Genomic DNA, 21644 nt, shown 5'->3' on the forward strand with positions numbered 1-21644 from the left:
ATACCTCCTGAATCGTTATTTTTGAAAATTACAGTATTGTGATATTTGATTCTGTAATTTACTTGCTAATAATTGATTTTCATAATGTAAAAGCCTTTTTTCAGCAAACTGTGTTGTTACATTGAATTTTTCTGAGATTATATATGCTTTTAACTGTAGGGGAGGAAGCTTTCTTAACATAAAAGTAGGTACACAAAATTGTTGTGCGAAGTTTTTAGCCTTTGCTTCTTGATAATCTAGAAACATTTGATGCATTAATAATTGATTACCAGAATGAAATAGGATGTGACAGGCCTCATGGCCAAAATCCTCCCATTGTTCTTGCTGAGAGATACGATTATCAATAACTAAGTTAGCTATTTGATTTCTTTCCATTGCATGACTTCCAAACGGAGCAAAGTACAGCAAAATGTTTAGCTTTTTCGCAATCTCCATCATATCAATTTGCTCGGGAACAAAAATAGATAAGGATTGGTACAAGTGCTGGATATAGTCTTCAAGTTGTGTTGTATAGTAGGGTTGCGATTGAAACAAAATAGTTCACTCCATTCAAATTAAAAAAAGAACATATGTTCTTGTTATTATAATATAATAAAAAAAGGATGTTTGGAAGGGGATTGGCATTTATAATTTAATAAAAACATAATAAAAAATTAAGATAATATATTTTACGACTTAATAACTTGTCAGGAATGAAATGTTAAGATACGGTAATGGATGAATGAAATATATGGTAAAGTGGGTTGAGAGAGTGCGGAAATGAAAACAAGCATAAAACAAAAACAAGTTATGGAACATTTCAATTTATGTAGAGAGACACTGATTTCTATGGAAAAAGAAGGTTTACCTTTTTATGAAGATGAAACAGGAATTTGGAGATAGCGGAATTTGATAACTAATATTATTTTTGATTATGTTTGTCTAATTACTATATTTAAACAATTTGTTGGGTGGGTGATTTTATGAGACCAGGTGATTATATAGGAAACTATGAGATTATTAGTAAAATAGGGTTCGGTGGTAATGGAATAGTTTTTAAAGTCAAAAAGAAAGATGATGGTGAATTTTATGCATTAAAAACTATTAAAGTTAACATAAAAAATTTAAAGAAAAATTTCAGAGAGCAGACCCGAATAAAAAGATTTATTAATGAAATCAATGTGGTAAAAAATGTTCAGAATGAAATACCTGGAGTACTTCCTATACTTGATGATTGTATATATGAAATTGATCAAATTACTTATAAGAATAAACCGTATTATGTAATGCCTATAGCTGTATCTTTAAAAGATAAGATAGTTGAATATGATATCGAGGAGAAAATATACTGCATAATTGAGCTGTGTAAGACATTAATCGAACTACATAAAAGAGGAATTGCTCATCGAGATATTAAACCAGAAAACATATATTGGTTAGATGGAACTTGGTATTTAAGTGATTTTGGACTAGTCAAATATCCTGAAGGAGAAGAACTTACTAAAACGCGTGAGGCCGTAGGACCTTGGACTACGTTGGCACCAGAAATGAAAAGAAATGCGAAAAATGCAACGCCTTTTCCTGCAGATATTTATTCATTAGCTAAAACGTTATGGATGATACTTACAAACAATTATAAGGGATTTGATGGTCAATATAACTATAATAATTCTTTTATCTCACTAGAGACTTATTGCAAAGATTTAAATAATCCTCATTTAACAACTCTACATCTGTTATTAAATTCAGCTACGTCTGATGAGCCCCAAAATAGACAAGATGCGTTAAGGTTTTATGAGGATTTGGAAAATTGGATTGAAATTAAAGATGATTTCGAAAAACGTTCGAAAGCAGAATGGGATTTTATTATACAAGAAATATGTCCTTCACAAGCTGAAAGCCTAAGTTGGAGAAAAGTAGACACAATTGTAAATGTATTAAGTAGTATTAGTAAATTGGGCTTCTTAAATCATGTGTTTCTACCTAATAAGGGTGGCTTAGATTTAATAGAGTGCCAACTGTCTAATCAGAAGGGCTTTATAGAATTAAATTTAAATAATATTACAAGGGTTATAAAACCTAAAAGGCTTAGCTTAGAGACTTTTGATGATCCTCAGTGGAATCATTTATTCTTGGAGACTGAAGAAATAGCACCAAGTGGGGTTTATGAGTATGACATTTCAAGTAACCCAACTGAAGAATATTTATTAGAAATAGAACCAGGGAAATATATAGAGCCTTATCATGCTAATTATGGGCATTTTAAAGGAAAGACGTTGCCATCCTCTAGTAGATCAATCACATTAGGATTAAAAGGAAGTTATGTAATATTTCCTAAATATTCATTTTATAATTTAGGGATAGATGGATATGATGGTCTTCAAAATTTTTATAATACGCCTGAAAAGTTTAGGGGATTTATTGAAAGTATTATTGATAAGATTGAATGGAGAAAAAAACATCCTGAAGAAGTGGTAATGTTAGAAAAAATAAAACAACAAGAAAAGGAATTAGAAAGAAAAGCTTATGTTGCGAGATATGAAGAAGAAAAAAAACAAATTTTAAATTACTCTAAGAAGTACAATTTAAATTTTTGTGAAAATTACACTCAAATTCCTGTGGATAAATGTAAATATTATATTGAAATTGGTATTGTTCCTTCAATTACTTTATATCCAACTAAAAGATATACTTTTGAGATAAAAAAAGAAAGCGCAATAACACTTGAAATGTTATTAAATCGAGAAAATAAGTTTGAAAATTATCTGGAGTTTTATAATTGGGAGGAGGTAAAGGAATTTGTAAGTAAAATAAAAGAAGACTATAGTAATTTTATTAATCAATTTGAGATATTAAATAGTATGTATACATCTATCAGATTAAAGAGGATTTATAAACCATCAACAATATTTACACAACAAGATATAGAAAAATTAATATTTAATGCAAATGACCGAGTAACAAACCAATTAGTGATAAATCATGAGGGAGCAGTTGAACTGATTTCGATAGAATCTATTGATGATAACTTTAAACTAGATAATTATCCTGTAGTTGGCGAAGTTTTTTACAAACAAACTAATTCAGTGGGAAATACAGCAGAATATTCTTCTGGTGATTTAGAAGAGATGTATAGGTATATGTTAGATACTTGGTATCGACATTTAGTAGATGGTGAAAGGAAGAGTTTATCTGATTATTGCATGTATAGCATAGAAGAACTATTAGAAAATATAAAAACTGCAGCTCGAAAGTATAAATAGTTTTAAAGGTTATATTTTATTTTCTATTTTTAAACAAGGGTTTATTAGATTATACAAATTGGTGTGAATTTTAATTGTAACCAAAATATTTATCATAGGTTTATGAGGAATATTTTGGTTTAATTATGTATAGAACCTAAATAAGCAAACCTGAAAACAGGCTAAAGTTGCATGTTTTTAGGTTTGCTTATTTTTAAGGGTTACGATCCTCTTCTTTTAATTTAATGAATTCCCAGAATTTTTTCAGTTCTGCACGTTTCTCGGAAGAAGCGTCTTTAATATCTTTAAACCACAGGCCTAATTCTGGATCATTTATGATAGCATCTATGTCTGAGGGGCTAGTTTGTTTGAAGTCAGATCCTCTGCCTATTAAAAAATCAGTAGAGACAGAAAAAAGATTTGCTATCTTTAAGATAGTTTCCATAGGTGGTTGTTTAGTATCATTTTCATATGCTGTATATGTAGTACGGGCAACACCTAGTTGATTAGCTACATATGTTTGTGTCCATGCAGCGTTTTCTTTTTTTTTCTCTTCTCGCAAGCACTTTAGTCTTTGACCAAACGTATTCAAAGTAGTCACCACCATTGTTTTTTAATTTTACTTTTAATTATAAACGAATTTTTGTGTTACTAATAGTAACTTCAATTAATGTTCCTAAAGGAAACTTTCTGTTGATTTGTTCCTTTTAGTAACGTATAATTTCATTAAGATGTTCCTTAAAGGAACGAGGAGGTGATCATAATGAGAAATTGGTTAAAAGAATTTAGATGTGTAAGAGGTTTTACTCATCGAGATATTGCAAATAAATGCGAAATATCTAGAAGTTATTATACACATATTGAAAATGGGACAAAAACACCGTCTGTAAAAATAGCTCGAAAAATAGGAATGCATTTAAATTTTAAATGGACAATTTTTTTTGAGAAATGATGTTCCTTAAAGGAACAATTCATCCTATAAGGAGGTGATATCAATGATTAACTTCGATATCGAATCATTTCGTCAAATCATCCGAGAAGAAGTACAAAGAGCAACAGAACATCTTCAGCCAATGAAAGAATTACCACCATTTTTAACTATTACAGAATTAATGGAACTATTACATATTAAACGTACCAAAGCATCTGAGTTATTAAACCGTTCTGATTTTCCAGTATGTCGTGAAGCCGGGGTTCTTATTCCTACACACCTTCTTTTTAAGTGGATGGAGAATCACACTGAATGGGTAGAAAACAATACGGAGTATTACAATCCATTCAAAGAATCCGTCTAATAACAAATTACCATAGTAAGTTGTCACAAATAAATAATGCTTTAGGTACGAATGGGGGAAGTAAACGATGTCCATAGGAAAAGAAGTTGCTATGGCACGAAAACGAAAGGGAATCACCCAAGAACAACTCTCCTTAGAAATCCCCGTGAGTCGTGAGTCACTAGCAAAATATGAAACTGAACAACGACGCTTACCAGAAGATTTGCGAAAATGCATTACTGAAGGAATTAATGATCCGCAGCTGTTTTTTAAGATGTGGAGTGAGGCAACAGGGGATGTAAGTATCCCGTTCTTCAATGGAGAGCACATAGATCATCATCCTACAAGTCTGAGATACATGGTTTATCAAGAGACAAACAAAGCTTTGGAACAACTTGATACAGTATGTTGGTCTAAGCCTTCACAAACTTGGTCCGAAAGAGAGAAAGAGGATTTGAAAAAGGTAATGCATGAAATCTTGGATGCTACAGGTTCAATGATGAGCCTCGTAGCGGTCCTATGTGATCAATATGGTATTTCAATGAAAGACGTCTTTAAGTACTGGAAAGTATCATTACGAGCTAGGAAGTATATAAAAGCTTAATTTAATTATTTTATTGGGGAGGTTTAAGTTATGACAATTGATTATGCAAGCCCAACTTTAAATCAATATAAAACGCTAATTCGTAAGGAAGCAAATTTATATGGTGATATTCGAATTGCAGCAGTTTGTGGAGACTATATGAAAGCTAGGGACCTAAAACAAGAGAAGAAATTAATGGAGATAAGAATTCGAATTATAGAAGCAGCGTTCGTTTTGAAAAACAAAAAGAAAAAAGAAAAGACTACCGCATAGCCCGCGATAGCCAAGAAAATTAACATATGAATTATAGCATACTTCAATTTAATGCGACAAGCAATTGTGCTTGTCGTTATGATCAGAAAGGCTGAGTCTCCATTTTTTAATAGATTCTGCTTTTTCTTTCTGTTCATAACGATGCGTACAGTATCAAATTACTAGAAATGAGGAATAAGTCATGAAATCAGAATGTAATCGTCTGTTTGATTTAGTTCTACCAGGGGATTTTACCTTTGCAAATGAATTACATAACTGCATGGTGACATGTATTCATAACATGTTCAATGCTGGTTCATTAGATGAAGCAGATCATTGGGAGAAAGAATTAAATAGATGCGCAAAAGAATTCAGGAGCCTTCGTAATGAAAAAGAGGATCACGATGTATCAAAGAGTTATCGTGTAGTTGTTAAAAGCCTTCAAGGGCAAGGGATCAATGCATCAGTAGTTAGTCGAAGAAAATAAAAAATCTATCACTTGGCAGAGTGATAGATTTTAGACTCTTATAGAGAGTCTTTCTAAAAATAGAATTGGATTAAGTATATCAAAGCAAATCAAGTAAAACAATGGAGGATGAATAATATGGCAGTTTATAGACCTGTTCAAGTTTCATATTGGCAAGATGCTTTCGTTTTAGATCTTACACCGGAGGAGAAATACTTCTACTTATACTTAATGACTAATAGCAAAACTTCCCAGAGTGGCATCTATGAGCTTCCACTACGAGTGATAGAAATGGATACAGGGTATAACCGTGAAACGGTTGAGAAGCTGCTAGAGCGGTTTGCTGATTACGGGAAAATTCATTACAACAAAAAGACGAAAGAAATTATGTTGCTTAATTGGCTTAAATTCAATGCTATTACAAATTTGAATATTGAAAAGTGTGTGTTAAAAGAAATCCAGAATATTAAGTGTGAAGATTTTTTAATTGATTTTTATGAGACATGTTTAGATTTAGAACAGCAGCAAGATTTTAAAATACCTCGTATTAAGGAATACTTCCAAGCTCGTTTTGAGTGGCTTATAAGGGGCTTCGAAGACCCTATGAAGGAAAAAGAAGAAACAAAAACAGAAACAAAAGAAAAAGAAAAAGAAGAAACAAAAACAAAAGAAGAAGCAGCAAGCTGCTCAAGAGATAAAAAAGTTGCAGAAGAAAATCCAATAGCATTCTATGAGCAAAATTTTGGAGTTCTTAAACCATTTGTAGCTGAGGGTATTAATGCATGGATTGAAGATTTGAATGCACAGCTTGTTATTAAAGCAATGAAAATAGCTTTAGAAAAGAATGCACCTAATATGTCTTATGTACAAGGTATTTTAAGAGATTGGCATGCTAAGGGGTATAAGAGTATTACTGATGTTGAAGCTGCACAAGCTCAATTCCGTAAGAAATACCAGTCTCGTGGTGGAAGAAGTAATACTAGAAAAGAAATCGTCCCTGATTGGTTACATACACAAGATACAGAAGTGCAATCTCAGTCTGTAAAGCACGATGAAATGGATTTAGAGGGTGAACGTAAACGTTTAGAACAAGTATTAGCTAAATATAAAAAAGAGGCTTAGGAGGATTGTAATGCCAAAGCAATTAACAATATTTGATGTTGAGCCTGTAGTAGCATTCGATACTGAGAAAGCACACATTCATCGATTAAATACTAAAGTTCGTTTTACGGATGTAGTTGTTCAAGTACCAAAGCAAGTAAGAGCTACTGATGAATTAAAACCAACAACAGCGCCAGATAATCAGTATGAATTATTTGAGGAATATACAATTGGAATTTGGAGATTTAAGCGAGTGGAAGATAAGCAGTTCGATTGGGAAGAAGCGGAGGAGCTTTGCAAGTCTGTGAGAGATAATAAAGAACCGATTTCAATACGACTATATTTATCGTTGGAACAATCATTTATTCCTGAAAATGTTTTGGAATATCTATAGACAAACAAAAAAGCCGAGATTGCTCCCGACTTGCTTCGACAAAATAATCATAACATACGGGAGTGGTCTTAATGGGAATTATTAAAGAAAATCTTGTAGAAATGAGAGCTGAAATAGATTTGAAAATAAACGGAATATATGTTGTTAAAAATGGTCAGGTCCAACTAATAGAACCACCTCAAGGAGGATTTGGTGAACAATCATTTGTATATCAAAGTGGAAAAGTAATTCGTATGGAAGAGCGAAAAACACAGTTACTTTAATCAAATTTGAATTTTGTTAAGAAAAAGTGAGTGAGAGATGGAACTATTATGAACTATAGAATTCCAATATTAGGAATCTATATTAATTATATAATTTAAAAATGTGGTAATGGTTAAGATTTTAATATAGGGAATTTATGAAGTGTTAGTATGATTTGATTGGCTGTTTTTAACTTTTTATTAGTAATTTCATATATTGTAGGGTGCAATATTGAAGAAGTATGGGGGGGAGAAAATGGATTGTTTTAAAAAAGGTAAATTTATACCATTTCCATGTGCTTTACCAATTCCTGAAGCTGGTCCAACTGGCCCAGCTGGTCCAACTGGCCCAACTGGTCCACCTGGATCAGCTGGAGGCTCGACCGGTCCAACTGGTCCAACCGGCCCGCAGGGTTTACAAGGGATTCAAGGGGTTCAAGGGAATCCAGGAACTACTGGACCTCAAGGTATTCAAGGACCTCAAGGTATTCCAGGGGTTTCAGGGCCTATTGGTCCTATTGGTCCTACTGGACTTCAAGGAGTTCAAGGACTTCAAGGAATTCCTGGCATTCCAGGTCCTATGGGCCCCACAGGACTAACCGGTCCGACTGGGCTTCAAGGTATTCAAGGGATTCAGGGAGTTCAAGGTATCCAAGGCATTCAAGGTGATGTAGGCCCAACCGGTCCTCAGGGTATTCCTGGTATTCCAGGAATAACTGGCCCGACAGGCTCTCAAGGTGCTACTGGAGTTACTGGCCCTTCCGGAGGCCCACCAGGTCCAACTGGTGCAACCGGTCCAACCGGTCCAGCTGGAGGCCCACCAGGTCCAACCGGTCCAACCGGTCCAGCTGGAGGGCCAACAGGACTAACTGGCCCAACTGGCCCAACTGGCCCAACTGGAATTCAAGGTATTCAAGGGGTACAGGGTACTCAAGGTATTCCGGGTCCAACTGGTCCACAAGGGATCCAAGGAGTTCAAGGACTTCAAGGAATCCCTGGCATTCCAGGTCCTATTGGCCCAACAGGATTAACTGGTCCGACTGGGCTTCAAGGTATTCAAGGGATTCAGGGTAATCCAGGTCCGACTGGTCCCTTTGGCCCGACTGGCCCGACCGGGCTTCAAGGTATTCAAGGCTTACAGGGTATTCAAGGTATTCCAGGTCCAACTGGACCTCAAGGAATCCAAGGGCCAACAGGACCTGCTAGCACACTTTCCACAAAAGCTATTCTTTTTGGGGGTACTAATGCAGGGTTTCAACGTATAGCTGGATCACCGGGTGCAGATTCTCAAGACATTCCTTATGTACTTGGCGGAGCTGGTAGTGTTGTAGGTCTTTCTGCTTCTATAAGTATTAATAATTTACCAATAGGAGTATATACAATACGAGTATGTAAAAATGTTCCTATTAATCTTGCTGCTCCGGGGCCTGGCCAAGTAATATCTACAATTATTCTTACAACTACAGCAGTGATTAGTGGGACTATTATATTGACTATTAATCCTTCTGATATTGGTGCACAACCTGTAAGAGTATTTAACCCTAATTTAGTTATAGCACCTGCTACAGTTGCTTGGAGCAGTACAATACCTGGTGACATAGTTGCAAGAGGGGATGCAATGTCACTTTTTATAACCCCAGGTATTACGCAAAATGCTGTGTATACAGTATTCTTGCATACAGGAATTTAAAGTTTATTTTATGTGAATTTAAGTCCTGTAAATTGGAATGAAAAATTAAGTAACTTTAAAAAATGAAATATGTATCGGAGTCTTTTTATGTACAAAAGAATAAGAGATTTCTTCTGAACATCTAAAAGGAATCTCTTATTCGTAATCGATAAATTAGGTTTTAGAAAAATGAAAAGATTTTGTATGAAAATAAATAAAAGAATCCATTCGTTACAAACGGATTCTTCCCACAAGGTGTGTAAGGAATTCAAGGTAACTCGACCAGAGCACCATGTAGAATTTCTTATGATATTATAATGTATTTAAAGACATCCAAAAGATGAATGGCAATTAAATAAAATCTTTATTTAAAAATTAAAGAGTGCTTTTGTTAGGGGCTCTATGACTAAGAGTTATCTTAATTTTTTAGGTTTATGAAGTATTTGAGTAATAATTTAGTTTCAGACAAAGGTGATTTTTAGTAGTAATACCGGTTTGCTTCAGTAGACATTGCAATTGCTTTTGTTTCATGAACTGTACCATATGGATGTTCTGGGGGTGCATATATAGCGTAAATTTTAAGTGGTGTATTTCCTGTATTGATTACATTATGCCATTTTCCAGCAGGTATCATAATTGCATAGTCATCATAGACCATTTCTTGAAAATCTAATTTATCTTTGTTATCACCCATTTGAACGAGTCCTTGGCCCTCTTCAATACGTATGAATTGATCAGTTGTAGGGTGTACTTCTAAACCTATGTCATCTCCAACATTAATACTCATTAAAGTTACTTGTAAGTTTTTTCCTGTCCAGATAGCGGTGCGGTAAGTATTGTTTTGTTTAGTGGCTTGGTTAATATTTAATACAAATGGTCTGTTTCCGAAATCTGTCAATCTAATATTTTCATAATAAGGATTCTGGTCGTGGTTCCAAGCATTATTGTTATGACTGTAATAATAAGGATTCCAAGTGTAAATCCAATTATTGTTATTCCAGATGCTATCCATTGAGCTTTGAGATTGATAATAATAACGTGGATTATGTTGCATATCCAAGCTCCTCTCATAATTTTATCATTTACTTTTTATCCTATGCTGTTGTCTATTTAAAGGAATGCAGAATAAGAGGAAATGGGCAGTAATAAAAATACAAACAAACGTTTTTATTTTTTCAGGAAAAATAAAAGTAACAAGTTAATAAGGGATGTACTACTGGTATGAAAAACTTAATAAAATAGTTATTTGATTAATAAAAAAAGAGCACCTGACCAGGGTGCTCTGCTCAAAGCTATGAATAACAATCCATAAATAATATATGTGACTTTTGCCTAATGGTGATAATTTGTAATGAAAAAATTAAAAGTACGGCAAATAAATAATTACAAAAAGAATATAGCATACCCAAAAGATATTAATGTGATCCATCCAATAGTAAGAGCGGTGTATTTTAAGGTTTTCATGATTAGTCCTTTTAGATATAGAATGCACCAGGATGTAGAATTTAGTTAATTTTTTAACAAACTTCTTATTGTATGCCCAAAAATAAAAGAACCCGTTTGTTATAAACGGATTCTTCTCTCAAGGTCTGCAAGAAATTCAAGGTAACTGGACCAGAGCCCCATATAGAATTTCTTGTGATATTAATGTATTCAAAGAAATCTAAAAGATGAATGGGAATTAAAAAAAATCCTTATTTGAACAGAAATAAAGAGCGCATGGGAAAGCGCTCTTTGACCAAGATTTATATTAAAAAGTATCGGCATTTAAATTTTATGTATGTTTTCAGTTTATGTGCAAGTTTGAATCAAATCTTTATTTGAATAGAAAATGCCAGCTGAACTGTCTAGGAAGTATCAGCTGGCACTGAAATAGATATTAACTTTTATTATTAGGTTTTTTAGTTCGTACTTTTGCTCTTGTTTCTAGAAGAGATTGTACCAAATATAGCTCCAGATATTGCTCCGATTAAAGTCATAAAAATAGCACTCCATGCTGCAAATGACATAATTACACCTCCTAATAATAAATTGTTTTAACTATATGTTTTATTATATATGAATTTACGAATTCGTTGTAGATAAAAGGTTTGAAAACTTAATCAACTGGATGTAACTCACAGGATCGAGTAAGATGATGTGACTTTTCGCAAGAAAAGGGAATGAATACGTTGGTGAGTACAAAATTGTTTGTAATCTAGTTGCTTTAGTATAAAAGGATAAGATGGGGCGCTGTATGCGATGAAAGTCGCACGTACAGTGCTAAGCGGGGGAAAAGATGGAGATAACTTCAAAGTCTTACCTATCGTAACTAATAAAAAACGGGGAAATGAGGGGAGTGAAAGGAAAAGAACCCTTTATATGAAGGGTTCTTCTGGTGATTTAATCTATTAATTGCACTCGTGGTAATATTCATCACATGAATCGTTATTATCGTTACAGCAGATACAAAACGTTTTTTGAATAAATAAACTAACTACACTAGTAGGACCTTCCTGCTTTGTAAGAGTAAGACTTTGAAAATCTTCAACTTGAAATATTTTTGTTTGAACGGGTTGTAATGTAGTAGTAATTGGTATGCTAGATTTTCTTGTTAGAATAGTTACTTGAACGGGTGCACTCATACCGACAACGAATAACTGAATTAATGTTTTATTGTGATTGTTGGTGAAATCTTCAAATACGGTTTGTGGAGTGGTATCTAGGAGGTCGATCGATGTAGGTATATTTCCATTTAAATTTTCTCCTGAACCACCAATTGTATGTGTCTCAACAAAACAGTTATTTTTTTGATGGTCCGAATGCGATTGGTTTTTATAATACTTTTTACCATCTTTATAAAAGTAATCAGCCATATGAATGTAAAGCTCCCTTCTTTTAGATGTCTATATAGTCTAGTTAATAAAGCGAGGTTTTGCTTGTACAACATAATAAAATCCGCTCTCGTAATTATTTGAAAATTAAAGAGCGCCATTCAAGGCGCTCTCGGATAAAAAATAATATTGAAAAAGAATAACGCATTATATTTTATGCATGTTCTTAATAAATTTGCAGTTTTTTAATAAAACTCTTATTTAACAACAAATAAAAAGAGCGCTAATCAAGAGCGTTCTTTATACCTCATTATAACGAAAGTGACGAACTCACATTATTTAGAAAGGTAGTAGTAGTGTATGTCAAAACATGAAATCATTGTATGAATTCAAATGGAATTTTTCTTTAATAAAAAAAGGCCCTAGTAAACCTGGGCCACAATTGAAGTATCATCTTTAAAGTGAAAGTAAAAAGATTGATGTGAGGTTATTTTAACACGAATCTTTAAATAGGGAAATAACAATATTAATAAAATCGTTATTTGAAAGTAAATAAAAAAAGAGCACACATATAAGTGTGCTCCTAGACTAAAAGGTTTGAACGTATGGACTGGAGTGCCCTATACAATAATATATGCTTGTCTGATTAAAGGGTGCAAAGTTTTTTATAAAAAGTCTATTTGAATTAATGTGGAAAATACCATATGTAACCTAGAATAACTAAGCAAGTAATTCCAAGTGTAATTAATAAATATTTAAGGGTCGTGAGTACTGTTTTCATTGAATACCACCTAAATTTTTAAGTATTTTAGGTATTTAGTCAGGTATTTATGTATATAAAAATTTTATTTTGTCACAAATCAAAGAGCATCATGTAACGACGCTCTTTGATCAAGATATATTGTAAAGCGATGACTTGTGAGGTGCTCTCGATAATATATGACTAAAAACCTATTTGGTGCAGGGATCATAAAAAAGAACACTCTCATATAGTGCTCTAATGATTAGAAAAAATTGTGAACTTGGTATAGAGAAATATATGAGGCGAAGCAGAAATCAGAACAAAATTTTATTATCAATTCAATATAATGGAGCAGCTAGCAAAAGCCAACTGCTCCATTATCAAAAGGTTCTGGGCTGCAAACACTGTTAAGAAAGCAGCTAATAGGTAGTATGTACAGGATTATAAGGATTATTCAGATGAATAAAAAAGAGCGCCCTGACACAGACACTCTTGTCTGAAACTTCTAAAAAGACAACTAAAGTTACGTTATAGTAAATTCAATTGCGATAGGAGTACCTGGATCTAGGACCGCGCCTCCTACAATAGTAGCAGTTGTAGTAGTCACGCCAGTAATAGTATCACTTGTTTGAATAACTCCATTAATATAAAGCGTTAAAAAAGCATAAGAAGCAGGGAATGTTGTTACAGCACCAGTGTCATCAGTAAAGTTTGTATTATCAAAAGTTAAATCTGCTCCAGCGACAGTTCCTGTTCCTGCTGTACTTACAAATCGTCTTCCAGCTATAAAAGGTTTAACGATAGGCACTTATGTTCACCCCTTTTTAAGAATTGACTTAGACAAGTTTTTTTGAAAGTCTTGTCCTGTATTGTATTCTATGTGTTGCTTCTTTTAAAAGTTAGGGCTTGTATACTAGTAAATAAGTATAATTCTTATTTGTGTATTAGATGTTCTTTAAATTTAAATAAAGTAACCCTTTTGTAGTGAAGGTAAAATTGAAAAAGGGCCTGATGTGAAAGAACAGGCCCTTTACAAAAATTGCATATGAGGAAAATCAATGTCAACAGTATAGTACCAACAAATGAGACTTAATTCCAGATATTAAGTATTGAGAAATAAAAAATATTTAACGTAACAAAAGAAAATTAGGCCCTACAAGTAATAGTTGTGTAACTTAAAGTTACAGTTATAGTGTAAGCAAGATTGGAAATGTTATACGAAAGTAATTCTGTTAAAAAGTTTCATTTTGTCATAAATAAAAGAGCAGTTAGATTGGGCTAACTGCTCAATATAGAGGTAATAATCTGGCTACATAGATATTATATGCTGAGTTATTGATTTTATTTGTGTAAAACATAAAAGTGCTCTTGTGACGAGACCATTTTCTCATTAGAAAGGAATCACTATATCATACGCAGTTCCTCTGGAAAATGTATGGGTAATTAATTATTATTTGTAAAAAAGAGCACCTTCGAACAGTGCTCTTTCTTGGAGTGTGTAGTGCATAAAACTTCATAGAGGTTATTAAGAAATAAAATGAATGAGCTCACAACTGAAAAGAAGTGACTACACAATAACCTATGAAAATACTGTAGTAGGAGTGACAATAAAATTTAAAATAAAAGAGCAGCTAGCAAAAGCTAACTGCTCGGCTCTCGACCAAGAAAGCTAGAGTGGGAGAAATCGACTTTTTAAAGTCTTGTCTACAGTGTTAGACAATATTTAGAATTTTATTCACTTAAAACATAAAAAGAGCAGCCAGCAAAAGCTAGCTGCTCTGGTGAATAAGAAGAACACAATGGTCATTCGTATTCAACCTTGGTGTATCTATATTGTTAACATGTTTTAGAAATTTATTCAAGAAAAGAATAGCTAACAAAAGTTAACTGCTCCAATCATGGAATATGGTCAAGAAATGGGTTTTATACATTATTAAAGAAATATGGAGTTTTATTTAGGAGGAGAGGGAAATGAGACCACGTACATTTGAGTATTTAATTTCATACACTTCTCATTTTAACGGTGGATCTGCAGAAGGAACTTTGGTTTTTAATAGTAAATCGAAACTGAACAGTAAAAAAGATATTTATGATCTAATGGAGATATTAAAGAAAAGTACAGCAGCTCATACAGTGACAATAAATAATATTCAATTACTTAGAGAAAAACGAGCATTATAAAATTTAAAAATTTCATTTTAATATCAAGAAGAATAATCAAATGGTTTAGGCAGACAATTTATTAAATAAACTGTCTGCCTAGTGAACAAATAATGAATTGAGCTATATAAGGCCGAGTTTAGTATTTCTGGAATTTTGAGTTTAATTTCAGTTTAATAAAAAGAGCAGCTAGTAAAAGCTAACTGCTCAGTCTTTAGAGAAAGGGAGGAATAGAAATGGGTGTATAAAAATTCCTCTATCTACATTGTTGACAAAATATTGATTTTTATTCAGGGGGAAGGGTAATGAAAGAATTACCTAATAAAATAATTGGTCTTGATCAGATTCGTATCAATCATGGCATCAGGAAGATATACAAATGTAAAATAGAAAGTTCGTACTTGATACCACTAATAAACGGGTAACTTGCCATAGTTGCGGTTCTGTCGTGGGTCCGTATGACGCAATTGTAGATTTATCTATACAACATGAAGAGTTTAATAGACAAGTTGAAACCCTTTTAGAACAGAAGAAACTGCTCGCGGCATATAAACCACATTTAAGGAGTATCAAAAGTTTAGAGTCAAGTTATAGGGGACGTATGATGTTACTGCGATGTCCAAGGTACAGAAAACCGTTTTATTTGGAAGAACTTGTTTCATGGACTAATAAGAAATATGCGGAGAAACGTATTGAGAAGTGGAAAGAACAAAAACAAACAAAATAATCTTTTTAATATTAGTGGTCTGTAACTCAAAGTTACAGTTAGAGTATAAACTGAATTGGAAGAGTTATATGGGAATAGAACTTAATGAAAGGTTTATTTTAAAAGGAAGTGGTGATACAAATGTATATATGTCCAAAATGTTTAGAATGTTTCTCTGATCAATATGAGCTTTTTGAACATTTTACATTGTGTGGAGCGGATAATGATTCTTAAGTATTTTAATAAATTTAAAGATGTATAAAATCAATATAGAAGTACGTTTAACAAATTGCATAAATTCTTAAAAAACATTTTTATAAGACATTATTATAAAATGAGATAGTAAAGAGAAATTTAAAATTATTAACAGTGAGATGGGGAATTGAATAGGATTATATTAATTACTTAATGCTGGGATATGTTTTCAATGGAAAACCAATTTAAAGAGATATTTGGTGCATGGGTAGCAGCAATAGGAACTATTACTTCCGCTATTGGAAGTACGCCTTTTGATTTTATAAGCAGTAATGTAAGAAAGGATTTAAATGTTTATGGAAACGTATTGCAAGCTGTTGGAAATGCTTTAGAGGCTGATGGTCAAGGAGAAGTGTCGCTTGAACAAATTGGTAATGAAATCCAATCGATTGGTAATGTTACTGTAATATCTGGATTAATTATTGATTTTAAAGAAGAAACACAAATTAAATTAGTGATTGCCGGGAATTGGACACAGGCTTTGGGTGGACTTACAGCATTAGCAGATGAATTTGAGGATACATCCGATAAAGATGAACCCTTAAATATTATAGGAAACTTATTGCAATCAATTGGGAATTCATTACAGGCAATAGGGGGTATTGACGAATTAAAAAGTATCAGAAATAAGGAACAGTCTAATAAAGAACGTAGTGTAAATGATGTGGAACAAGATACAGACACTCAGGTGAAAAACGAAACTAATGAAAATGAAGAAGGAAAGCTAATAGATATTATAGGAAGTTGGGTTCAAGCAGTTGGTTCTGTAATTTCATTAATTGGACAAATACGTGAAGAGAGTGAGGAATTGGAAGGGAACGATGAATAGAGTAATTTAATAGAACAGTTAAAACAATAATTCTTTTAAAGTGAAAGCAAACAGAATATAGTCCGGCTAGAAAACTAGAGGACACCAATTCATTAAACCAGTAATTAAAGCTGTTTTAAGAATAGGTGTCCTTTTTATTTTAAAAAAGGGGATGTGAGGAATGAAGGTATTAAAAGATCAATTACGTGAATGGAAAAAGCAATCGAACCAATCGAAAAAGAAAAATAAGAAAAAACGAAAAGAGAAATTTAGCACTCGTGAAATTGAGGATTTAATGGGGATGCATAGACCTTGTTATGAGCGGAGACGTGGAGCTTTAAGACAAAAATAATTAAAAAATAAAAAGGAGTGGTCTTACATGACAAAACAATTATCTTTCTTACCAAAAATCGATAGAACGGCAACCCAAGAGGAATTAGAAGGCGTGTTGGAAAGTATACGTATACATAGACAATTCGGGATGATGCGTAAAGAAATGAAGGTCACTCCTTCTTATGAAATGCGTGAGCACGGTCCTACACATGCAGTTGGTAAACCGTTAGAAGATGTTGCCATAGCAAATATTCAACAAAGTAAACGAGAAGAATGGCTTGAAAGAATATCATTACGTATAGATCAATTTTTAAATCGATTAGGGAACGGACGTGCAGGAAGCATTCAAAGAGATATTATTTATAAACGCTATTTAGAAGAAGAGGACGTATGTGATTACATGGTTTATAACGAAATAGGGATGTCAGAGCGTACTTATCGACGTTGGAAGTCCAAAGCGTTTTATAAACTTGCTTTTGCACTTGGATTAGAAGTTTACGAGACAGAAGAAACGGTAGGTAATAAATAATGAATTTTGTTCAACCGATACGTGATCCAGAGCAAATACAGCAGCTAAAAGATTATTTTAAGGAAAAGAGCTTACGTAATTACATTCTCTTCATTATGGGAATCAACACAGGCCTGAGAATCTCAGACATTTTGAAATTGAAGATAGGTGATGTCAAAGGTAGTCATATATCTATGAGAGAAAAGAAAACAGGGAAACAGAAACGAATACAAATTACTGCAGCATTGAAAAGAGAACTTAAATGGTTTATTGAAGAAAGAGAAGAAGATGAGTATTTATTACAAAGTAGACAAGGTAGGAATCGTCCAATCGGTCGTAACATGGCATATAAGATATTAAGTGGAGCAGCGGCAGAGTTTGACTTAGATGAAATAGGAACACATACCTTGAGAAAGACGTATGGGTACCATATGTACATGCAAACAAAAAACATAGCCTTACTCATGGAGATATTCAATCACTCGTCAGAGAAAGTCACGTTACGTTATATAGGGGTAAACCAAGATGCAATGGATAAAGCAATGACTAGGTTTAAAATCTAATCATTGCTTATTTCTTTTTAAATCTAGGGGTAACGCATCATTTTTGAAAAACCATATGCTACGAGCATGCGAAATTTTATACAGTTTTTCGGCTGATCCAATAATAAACAAGAACCCTAAAACCGCGCCAAGATAGGAATGTATAAAAATGCATAGATCCTTAGAACAAAAAAGAAGGTTCCTTGGTGAGATTACGGTTTCCCCTTTTCATTGCTATCGATAATAGGACGTTATATTAACTTGACGTGAATACAATATGTAAAAAATATTGATATATCTTCCCCAAACATTTTGTACCAAATTTGTATTATAAAGAATAGAAATTGGTAATAAATGTTGATATATCATGATGTATAATTAGATTGGAGTATTCATAATATGAAAATTATGTATTTAACTACTGAACTTATTATCGGATTTTTTCTTCTTTTTATAATCGTCAAGTTTGTCGGTAGAAAAATAATTAATCAAATTACACCCTTTACTTTTATTGCCTCTATAGTGTTAGGGGAATTACTAGGAAATGCATTATATGACGATCAAGTTGGTATTCTTTATGTTATTTACTCTATGACATTATGGGGCAGTTTACTTTTTATTGTCGAATATCTTGGGCAAAAATATCTATTGTTTCGTGGCATCTTTGAAGGAAAACCATCTGCTCTTATAAAAAATGGGATAATTGATCGGGAAGAATTAAAAAGAAATCGGATGAATATCAATCAATTACAAAGCTTACTTAGACAAAGTGAAACTTTTTCTATTCGAGAGGTTGCCTTTTGTTATTTAGAAGCAAACGGCTCAATCAGCATTCTAAAAAAGGCAAAGTATCAAAAAACTACTCAAGAAGATTTCCATATGCTTACAAAACCTGTTTATGTTCCTGTCACTTTTATACGTGATGGTAAAGTTTTATGGGATGAATTAAAGGATTTAAACTTTGATGAATCTTGGTTAAAAACACAGCTCACATCTCAAGGTATTTCTGATTACAAAGATGTATTTTTAGCTGAGTGGTTAGAAGATGATGGTATTTTTGTGCAAAAAAAATATTAATAAATGATTTTCCCTTTGATAGTGTAAAAGAACTAGTTTCAAAACCAAATCTCCCTGGTATGTTTAACTTCTTAGTTCGATAATTATGTAAATAAGCTGTCCACATGGGTAGCTTATTTTATTTTTTCGCATAGCGTAGGTTATTTTGAAAAATGCTGGTCGTATCCCTATACAGTTACTCATAAATTTCGTGCTGTGTAACTCGAAAGAGAAAGTTTAATTAAGTCAATGATAGAAAGGGATTCAGCGATAGGGTCAGTTACACACAATATAAGATATGGGTAAGTGGTAGTATCAAGGAATTGAATGGTGTATATACATAAATATAAAATGTAAGGGGGAGGTAATTGTGATTCATGTTAAATGAAGAACTATTAGAAGTAATAATTAGATACAAAAGGAATACTGGAAGAAATCCTGATGTGTTAAAGCTAAATCCAACTTATTTTAGAAATATTCTAGAAGAATTGAATTATCCACAGTGGATTATAAAAAAGAAAATGACAGAAATGAAAAAAAGTATTTTCGGTGTATCAGTGGAATTAACAGATGCAGTGGAAAAATTTGAACTATGAAAAAGTTGGCAGAGTCGTGACCGCTTTTTGGCAGGAAATGTGCCGGTTATTTTGGAATTAACGTGTTATATTTGTATTGTGGGAAGTGGCGGGAAACACAACTCATTATGTTGTTTTTAAAATTCTAAACGGTTCGTAATGATGGCACATAAAATCCGAAACCAGCAGATGGTAGTGGTTGAATGATACCGTTATTAAGGAGAGCTTTTGCTCTTCTTCCAGTTACTTAATAAAGTGCAAACAAATTGATGCAGCAATATTAGGTGATTGGAAGAAGGAGAAAACTTCATTTACCGTAATTGAAATACAAATAAATAATTGATATCAGAGCATCCATAACGGGTGCTTTTTTCTTTGTTATATAGAAATTACACATTAAACGTATTTAAATACGTTTAATGTGTAACATGAATTGACTCAATGGTACAGATATTAGATGTTAAATGTACCGTGAAACTCTTGGAAATACAATGATGGGAAATTATAATGATATTGGTATATTACGGGAGAAGGCGGAATTGTAGGAGTAAAGGGAATGTGCCCAGGTTGCATACCATATTGACCATATGAATGATGTTGAAGTAAATGTTGCCAAGTCGCAGCTGGAGCTACAAAAGCAATCCTCATCGGGAAGGGATTCATAATATAATCACTCCTAAAGTAGTATTCATGTACTAGGGTATGCGCTTACTGAATATAGATGTGCACAATCTAGGTCTATAAACATAATAATCAATGAACAGAAAAATAGGGTTACTAATCTTATGATGTGTCCATTATGGGTGTTTTATTTTACTCTATAGATAGAACAAACATGTGTATAGCAATTATAGCAGGCGCTGCCGTGTTCTGGTTGGCGTCTTGTTTGTCGTTAAGGAAGGTCAGCCCAAACGTGTTGCGTTTTACAAAACAAACTCAACACAAACCAAATATTGTAAAGGAGTTTCAAAAAAACCATCTAATGTAACACATCATGTATTTTGTTACATTAGATTCAAGGAGATAAATGCTGTTATATCAACGTTTTTATCAATTTGTAAAAATAACTACCATATTTTATGTAACATATTGTATAATGAAGATACATCTGATGTAACATAACGTATGGAGGGGTAAGGAATGAAGTTTGTGCAACCAATTCGAGATAAGAAAAAATTAGAAGAAGTGAAAGAGGTTTTACGTCGCCAGTCTTATCGTGATTTGTTTTTATTTGAAATGGGAATCAATACAGGTCTTCGAATTAGTGACTTATTAAAGTTACATGTAAATGATGTGAAAGAAAGAACTCACATTGTTATTAAAGAACAGAAGACCGGAAAAGATAAGCGTTTCATTATCAATACAGCGTTAAGAGAAAAAATAAACGAGTATGTAAGTGGAATGAACGAAACGGATTGTTTATTTGCTTCTAAAAAGACAAAAAAGCCTATCACTAGAATTCAAGCTTATCGAATCATGAATACCGCTGCTGAAAAAGTAGGGCTTGATGAAATTGGAACGCATACTCTTAGAAAAACTTTTGGCTATCATTATTATCAGAAGACAAAAGATGTAGTAATGCTACAAACAATCTTTAATCATTCTGCTCCATCGATTACATTACGTTACATAGGAATCCAACAAGATGAGATAGATAAATCATTAGAAGATTTCAGTTTATAAATTAGAAACCACAAAAGTAGCGATTACGCTGCTTTTTTATTTTGTAAAGCAATTAGCGTGAGGTGGTGTAAATGGAAGAAGAAACTATAAACGTTCCTACATGCTCTGTTTGTAATGAGCCGTGCATGTGGACATTAAAAATGCCATTAACTATTACTCATTTTGATAAAACATATCTCCGTGAAGCAAATACGGATAATGCTCATATATGCATTGAGTGTTTAGAAAAGGAAGTGCAAACAATTGGATAAGGGGGCAGGT

27 protein-coding genes are annotated in these 21644 nt (G+C 33.0%); 21 read left to right on the forward strand and 6 right to left on the reverse strand.

Annotated elements, in window-relative coordinates:
- Positions 1-15: 15 nt before the first annotated feature.
- The gene (locus NST86_RS10570) at positions 16-534 is read right to left on the reverse strand and encodes an ImmA/IrrE family metallo-endopeptidase (protein ID WP_116365555.1); all 519 of its coding nucleotides are present in this window, start codon (positions 532-534) and stop codon (positions 16-18) included.
- A 225-nt stretch (positions 535-759) separates the two neighbouring features.
- Between NST86_RS10570 and NST86_RS10575 the strand changes: the two genes are divergently transcribed.
- Both NST86_RS10575 and NST86_RS10580 read left to right on the forward strand, forming a co-directional pair.
- Positions 760-882, forward strand: coding sequence for a hypothetical protein (locus NST86_RS10575; protein ID WP_260989036.1), 123 nt, complete (start codon positions 760-762; stop codon positions 880-882).
- A gap of 80 nt (positions 883-962) precedes the next feature.
- Positions 963-3242: a protein kinase domain-containing protein gene (locus tag NST86_RS10580; protein ID WP_144575177.1), complete on the forward strand. Its 2280-nt coding sequence runs from the start codon at positions 963-965 to the stop codon at positions 3240-3242.
- Between the two features lie 193 nt (positions 3243-3435).
- Here the strand turns inward: NST86_RS10580 and NST86_RS10585 are convergent, their stop codons facing one another.
- Complete coding sequence (locus NST86_RS10585; protein WP_144575180.1) at positions 3436-3813, reverse strand: helix-turn-helix domain-containing protein; 378 nt, start codon at positions 3811-3813, stop codon at positions 3436-3438.
- Between the two features lie 171 nt (positions 3814-3984).
- On the opposite strand from NST86_RS10585, the gene NST86_RS10590 reads away from it, so the two are divergent.
- The 9 genes from NST86_RS10590 to NST86_RS10630 all read left to right on the forward strand — a co-directional run bounded on the left by NST86_RS10590 (position 3985) and on the right by NST86_RS10630 (position 9223).
- Positions 3985-4173: a helix-turn-helix transcriptional regulator gene (locus NST86_RS10590; RefSeq protein WP_078420695.1), complete on the forward strand. Its 189-nt coding sequence runs from the start codon at positions 3985-3987 to the stop codon at positions 4171-4173.
- Positions 4174-4216: 43 nt separating this feature from the next.
- The gene (locus tag NST86_RS10595; protein WP_000606756.1) at positions 4217-4516 is read left to right on the forward strand and encodes a helix-turn-helix domain-containing protein; all 300 of its coding nucleotides are present in this window, start codon (positions 4217-4219) and stop codon (positions 4514-4516) included.
- Between the two features lie 67 nt (positions 4517-4583).
- Positions 4584-5099, forward strand: a complete 516-nt coding sequence (locus tag NST86_RS10600) for a helix-turn-helix domain-containing protein (protein ID WP_000022030.1) — start codon at positions 4584-4586, stop codon at positions 5097-5099.
- A gap of 30 nt (positions 5100-5129) precedes the next feature.
- Positions 5130-5351, forward strand: a complete 222-nt coding sequence (locus NST86_RS10605; RefSeq protein ID WP_144575183.1) for an RNA polymerase subunit sigma — start codon at positions 5130-5132, stop codon at positions 5349-5351.
- A gap of 181 nt (positions 5352-5532) precedes the next feature.
- Positions 5533-5817, forward strand: a complete 285-nt coding sequence (locus tag NST86_RS10610; protein WP_144575186.1) for a hypothetical protein — start codon at positions 5533-5535, stop codon at positions 5815-5817.
- Between the two features lie 117 nt (positions 5818-5934).
- Positions 5935-6918: a DnaD domain-containing protein gene (locus tag NST86_RS10615; RefSeq protein ID WP_144575188.1), complete on the forward strand. Its 984-nt coding sequence runs from the start codon at positions 5935-5937 to the stop codon at positions 6916-6918.
- 10 nt (positions 6919-6928) lie between these two features.
- Entirely contained in the window at positions 6929-7291 is a 363-nt protein-coding gene (locus NST86_RS10620; RefSeq protein WP_144575191.1) for a cell division protein SepF, read from the forward strand.
- A gap of 71 nt (positions 7292-7362) precedes the next feature.
- Positions 7363-7554: a DUF3954 domain-containing protein gene (locus NST86_RS10625; RefSeq protein WP_000511364.1), complete on the forward strand. Its 192-nt coding sequence runs from the start codon at positions 7363-7365 to the stop codon at positions 7552-7554.
- Between the two features lie 235 nt (positions 7555-7789).
- Positions 7790-9223 carry a collagen-like protein gene (locus tag NST86_RS10630; RefSeq protein WP_340933685.1) on the forward strand — a complete coding sequence of 478 codons (1434 nt, stop codon included), beginning with the start codon at positions 7790-7792 and terminating at the stop codon, positions 9221-9223.
- 457 nt (positions 9224-9680) lie between these two features.
- Here the strand turns inward: NST86_RS10630 and NST86_RS10635 are convergent, their stop codons facing one another.
- The 3 genes from NST86_RS10635 to NST86_RS10645 all read right to left on the reverse strand — a co-directional run bounded on the left by NST86_RS10635 (position 9681) and on the right by NST86_RS10645 (position 13565).
- Positions 9681-10256 carry a cupin domain-containing protein gene (locus NST86_RS10635; RefSeq protein WP_144575197.1) on the reverse strand — a complete coding sequence of 192 codons (576 nt, stop codon included), beginning with the start codon at positions 10254-10256 and terminating at the stop codon, positions 9681-9683.
- Between the two features lie 1336 nt (positions 10257-11592).
- Positions 11593-12057: an exosporium protein D gene (locus NST86_RS10640; protein WP_144575200.1), complete on the reverse strand. Its 465-nt coding sequence runs from the start codon at positions 12055-12057 to the stop codon at positions 11593-11595.
- 1223 nt (positions 12058-13280) lie between these two features.
- The gene (locus NST86_RS10645; protein ID WP_098285033.1) at positions 13281-13565 is read right to left on the reverse strand and encodes a DUF4183 domain-containing protein; all 285 of its coding nucleotides are present in this window, start codon (positions 13563-13565) and stop codon (positions 13281-13283) included.
- A 1163-nt stretch (positions 13566-14728) separates the two neighbouring features.
- Between NST86_RS10645 and NST86_RS10650 the strand changes: the two genes are divergently transcribed.
- From NST86_RS10650 to NST86_RS10685, 8 genes are all read left to right on the forward strand, one after another.
- On the forward strand, positions 14729-14938 hold the full coding sequence (locus tag NST86_RS10650; protein ID WP_144575203.1) for a hypothetical protein: 210 nt from the start codon (positions 14729-14731) through the stop codon (positions 14936-14938).
- 427 nt (positions 14939-15365) lie between these two features.
- On the forward strand, positions 15366-15644 hold the full coding sequence (locus tag NST86_RS10655) for a hypothetical protein (RefSeq protein ID WP_144575206.1): 279 nt from the start codon (positions 15366-15368) through the stop codon (positions 15642-15644).
- 406 nt (positions 15645-16050) lie between these two features.
- Entirely contained in the window at positions 16051-16707 is a 657-nt protein-coding gene (locus tag NST86_RS10660; RefSeq protein WP_144575209.1) for a DUF6944 family repetitive protein, read from the forward strand.
- 160 nt (positions 16708-16867) lie between these two features.
- The gene (locus tag NST86_RS10665) at positions 16868-17038 is read left to right on the forward strand and encodes a hypothetical protein (RefSeq protein WP_097807920.1); all 171 of its coding nucleotides are present in this window, start codon (positions 16868-16870) and stop codon (positions 17036-17038) included.
- A gap of 27 nt (positions 17039-17065) precedes the next feature.
- Positions 17066-17548: an ArpU family phage packaging/lysis transcriptional regulator gene (locus tag NST86_RS10670; RefSeq protein ID WP_098626222.1), complete on the forward strand. Its 483-nt coding sequence runs from the start codon at positions 17066-17068 to the stop codon at positions 17546-17548.
- Positions 17548-18090, forward strand: coding sequence for a site-specific integrase (locus tag NST86_RS10675; RefSeq protein ID WP_144575212.1), 543 nt, complete (start codon positions 17548-17550; stop codon positions 18088-18090). The genes NST86_RS10670 and NST86_RS10675 overlap by 1 nt, the downstream gene beginning before the upstream one ends.
- A gap of 378 nt (positions 18091-18468) precedes the next feature.
- Positions 18469-19146, forward strand: a complete 678-nt coding sequence (locus NST86_RS10680) for a YetF domain-containing protein (protein ID WP_144575216.1) — start codon at positions 18469-18471, stop codon at positions 19144-19146.
- A 356-nt stretch (positions 19147-19502) separates the two neighbouring features.
- A complete protein-coding gene (locus tag NST86_RS10685; RefSeq protein WP_000930974.1) occupies positions 19503-19721 on the forward strand; it encodes a hypothetical protein in 219 nt (72 codons plus the stop codon).
- Positions 19722-20153: 432 nt separating this feature from the next.
- Here NST86_RS10685 and NST86_RS10690 read toward each other — a convergent pair whose 3' ends face one another.
- Positions 20154-20363: a hypothetical protein gene (locus NST86_RS10690; protein WP_144575219.1), complete on the reverse strand. Its 210-nt coding sequence runs from the start codon at positions 20361-20363 to the stop codon at positions 20154-20156.
- 477 nt (positions 20364-20840) lie between these two features.
- On the opposite strand from NST86_RS10690, the gene NST86_RS10695 reads away from it, so the two are divergent.
- Positions 20841-21383: a site-specific integrase gene (locus NST86_RS10695; RefSeq protein WP_000673901.1), complete on the forward strand. Its 543-nt coding sequence runs from the start codon at positions 20841-20843 to the stop codon at positions 21381-21383.
- A 71-nt stretch (positions 21384-21454) separates the two neighbouring features.
- The gene (locus NST86_RS10700) at positions 21455-21634 is read left to right on the forward strand and encodes a hypothetical protein (RefSeq protein ID WP_000390790.1); all 180 of its coding nucleotides are present in this window, start codon (positions 21455-21457) and stop codon (positions 21632-21634) included.
- Positions 21635-21644 lie beyond the last annotated feature (10 nt).

This window comes from Bacillus sp. FSL L8-0199 (assembly GCF_038005705.1).
In the GTDB taxonomy this organism is placed as follows: Bacteria; Bacillota; Bacilli; order Bacillales; family Bacillaceae_G; genus Bacillus_A; species Bacillus_A cereus.

Excerpts from the sequence above, each read along its gene's own strand:
- NST86_RS10580 (WP_144575177.1), top strand. The coding sequence starts at position 963 with ATGAGACCAGGTGATTATATAGGAAACTATGAGATTATTAGTAAAATA.
- NST86_RS10610 (WP_144575186.1), top strand. The coding sequence starts at position 5,533 with ATGAAATCAGAATGTAATCGTCTGTTTGATTTAGTTCTACCAGGGGAT.
- NST86_RS10595 (WP_000606756.1), top strand. The coding sequence starts at position 4,217 with ATGATTAACTTCGATATCGAATCATTTCGTCAAATCATCCGAGAAGAA.
- NST86_RS10695 (WP_000673901.1), top strand. The coding sequence starts at position 20,841 with ATGAAGTTTGTGCAACCAATTCGAGATAAGAAAAAATTAGAAGAAGTG.
- NST86_RS10620 (WP_144575191.1), top strand. The coding sequence starts at position 6,929 with ATGCCAAAGCAATTAACAATATTTGATGTTGAGCCTGTAGTAGCATTC.
- NST86_RS10640 (WP_144575200.1), bottom strand. The coding sequence starts at position 12,057 with ATGGCTGATTACTTTTATAAAGATGGTAAAAAGTATTATAAAAACCAA.
- NST86_RS10685 (WP_000930974.1), top strand. The coding sequence starts at position 19,503 with ATGTTAAATGAAGAACTATTAGAAGTAATAATTAGATACAAAAGGAAT.
- NST86_RS10650 (WP_144575203.1), top strand. The coding sequence starts at position 14,729 with ATGAGACCACGTACATTTGAGTATTTAATTTCATACACTTCTCATTTT.
- NST86_RS10660 (WP_144575209.1), top strand. The coding sequence starts at position 16,051 with ATGGAAAACCAATTTAAAGAGATATTTGGTGCATGGGTAGCAGCAATA.
- NST86_RS10665 (WP_097807920.1), top strand. The coding sequence starts at position 16,868 with ATGAAGGTATTAAAAGATCAATTACGTGAATGGAAAAAGCAATCGAAC.
- NST86_RS10680 (WP_144575216.1), top strand. The coding sequence starts at position 18,469 with ATGAAAATTATGTATTTAACTACTGAACTTATTATCGGATTTTTTCTT.
- NST86_RS10575 (WP_260989036.1), top strand. The coding sequence starts at position 760 with ATGAAAACAAGCATAAAACAAAAACAAGTTATGGAACATTTCAATTTA.
- NST86_RS10675 (WP_144575212.1), top strand. The coding sequence starts at position 17,548 with ATGAATTTTGTTCAACCGATACGTGATCCAGAGCAAATACAGCAGCTA.
- NST86_RS10670 (WP_098626222.1), top strand. The coding sequence starts at position 17,066 with ATGACAAAACAATTATCTTTCTTACCAAAAATCGATAGAACGGCAACC.
- NST86_RS10625 (WP_000511364.1), top strand. The coding sequence starts at position 7,363 with ATGGGAATTATTAAAGAAAATCTTGTAGAAATGAGAGCTGAAATAGAT.
- NST86_RS10700 (WP_000390790.1), top strand. The coding sequence starts at position 21,455 with ATGGAAGAAGAAACTATAAACGTTCCTACATGCTCTGTTTGTAATGAG.
- NST86_RS10590 (WP_078420695.1), top strand. The coding sequence starts at position 3,985 with ATGAGAAATTGGTTAAAAGAATTTAGATGTGTAAGAGGTTTTACTCAT.
- NST86_RS10615 (WP_144575188.1), top strand. The coding sequence starts at position 5,935 with ATGGCAGTTTATAGACCTGTTCAAGTTTCATATTGGCAAGATGCTTTC.
- NST86_RS10630 (WP_340933685.1), top strand. The coding sequence starts at position 7,790 with ATGGATTGTTTTAAAAAAGGTAAATTTATACCATTTCCATGTGCTTTA.
- NST86_RS10605 (WP_144575183.1), top strand. The coding sequence starts at position 5,130 with ATGACAATTGATTATGCAAGCCCAACTTTAAATCAATATAAAACGCTA.
- NST86_RS10635 (WP_144575197.1), bottom strand. The coding sequence starts at position 10,256 with ATGCAACATAATCCACGTTATTATTATCAATCTCAAAGCTCAATGGAT.
- NST86_RS10600 (WP_000022030.1), top strand. The coding sequence starts at position 4,584 with ATGTCCATAGGAAAAGAAGTTGCTATGGCACGAAAACGAAAGGGAATC.
- NST86_RS10690 (WP_144575219.1), bottom strand. The coding sequence starts at position 20,363 with ATGAATCCCTTCCCGATGAGGATTGCTTTTGTAGCTCCAGCTGCGACT.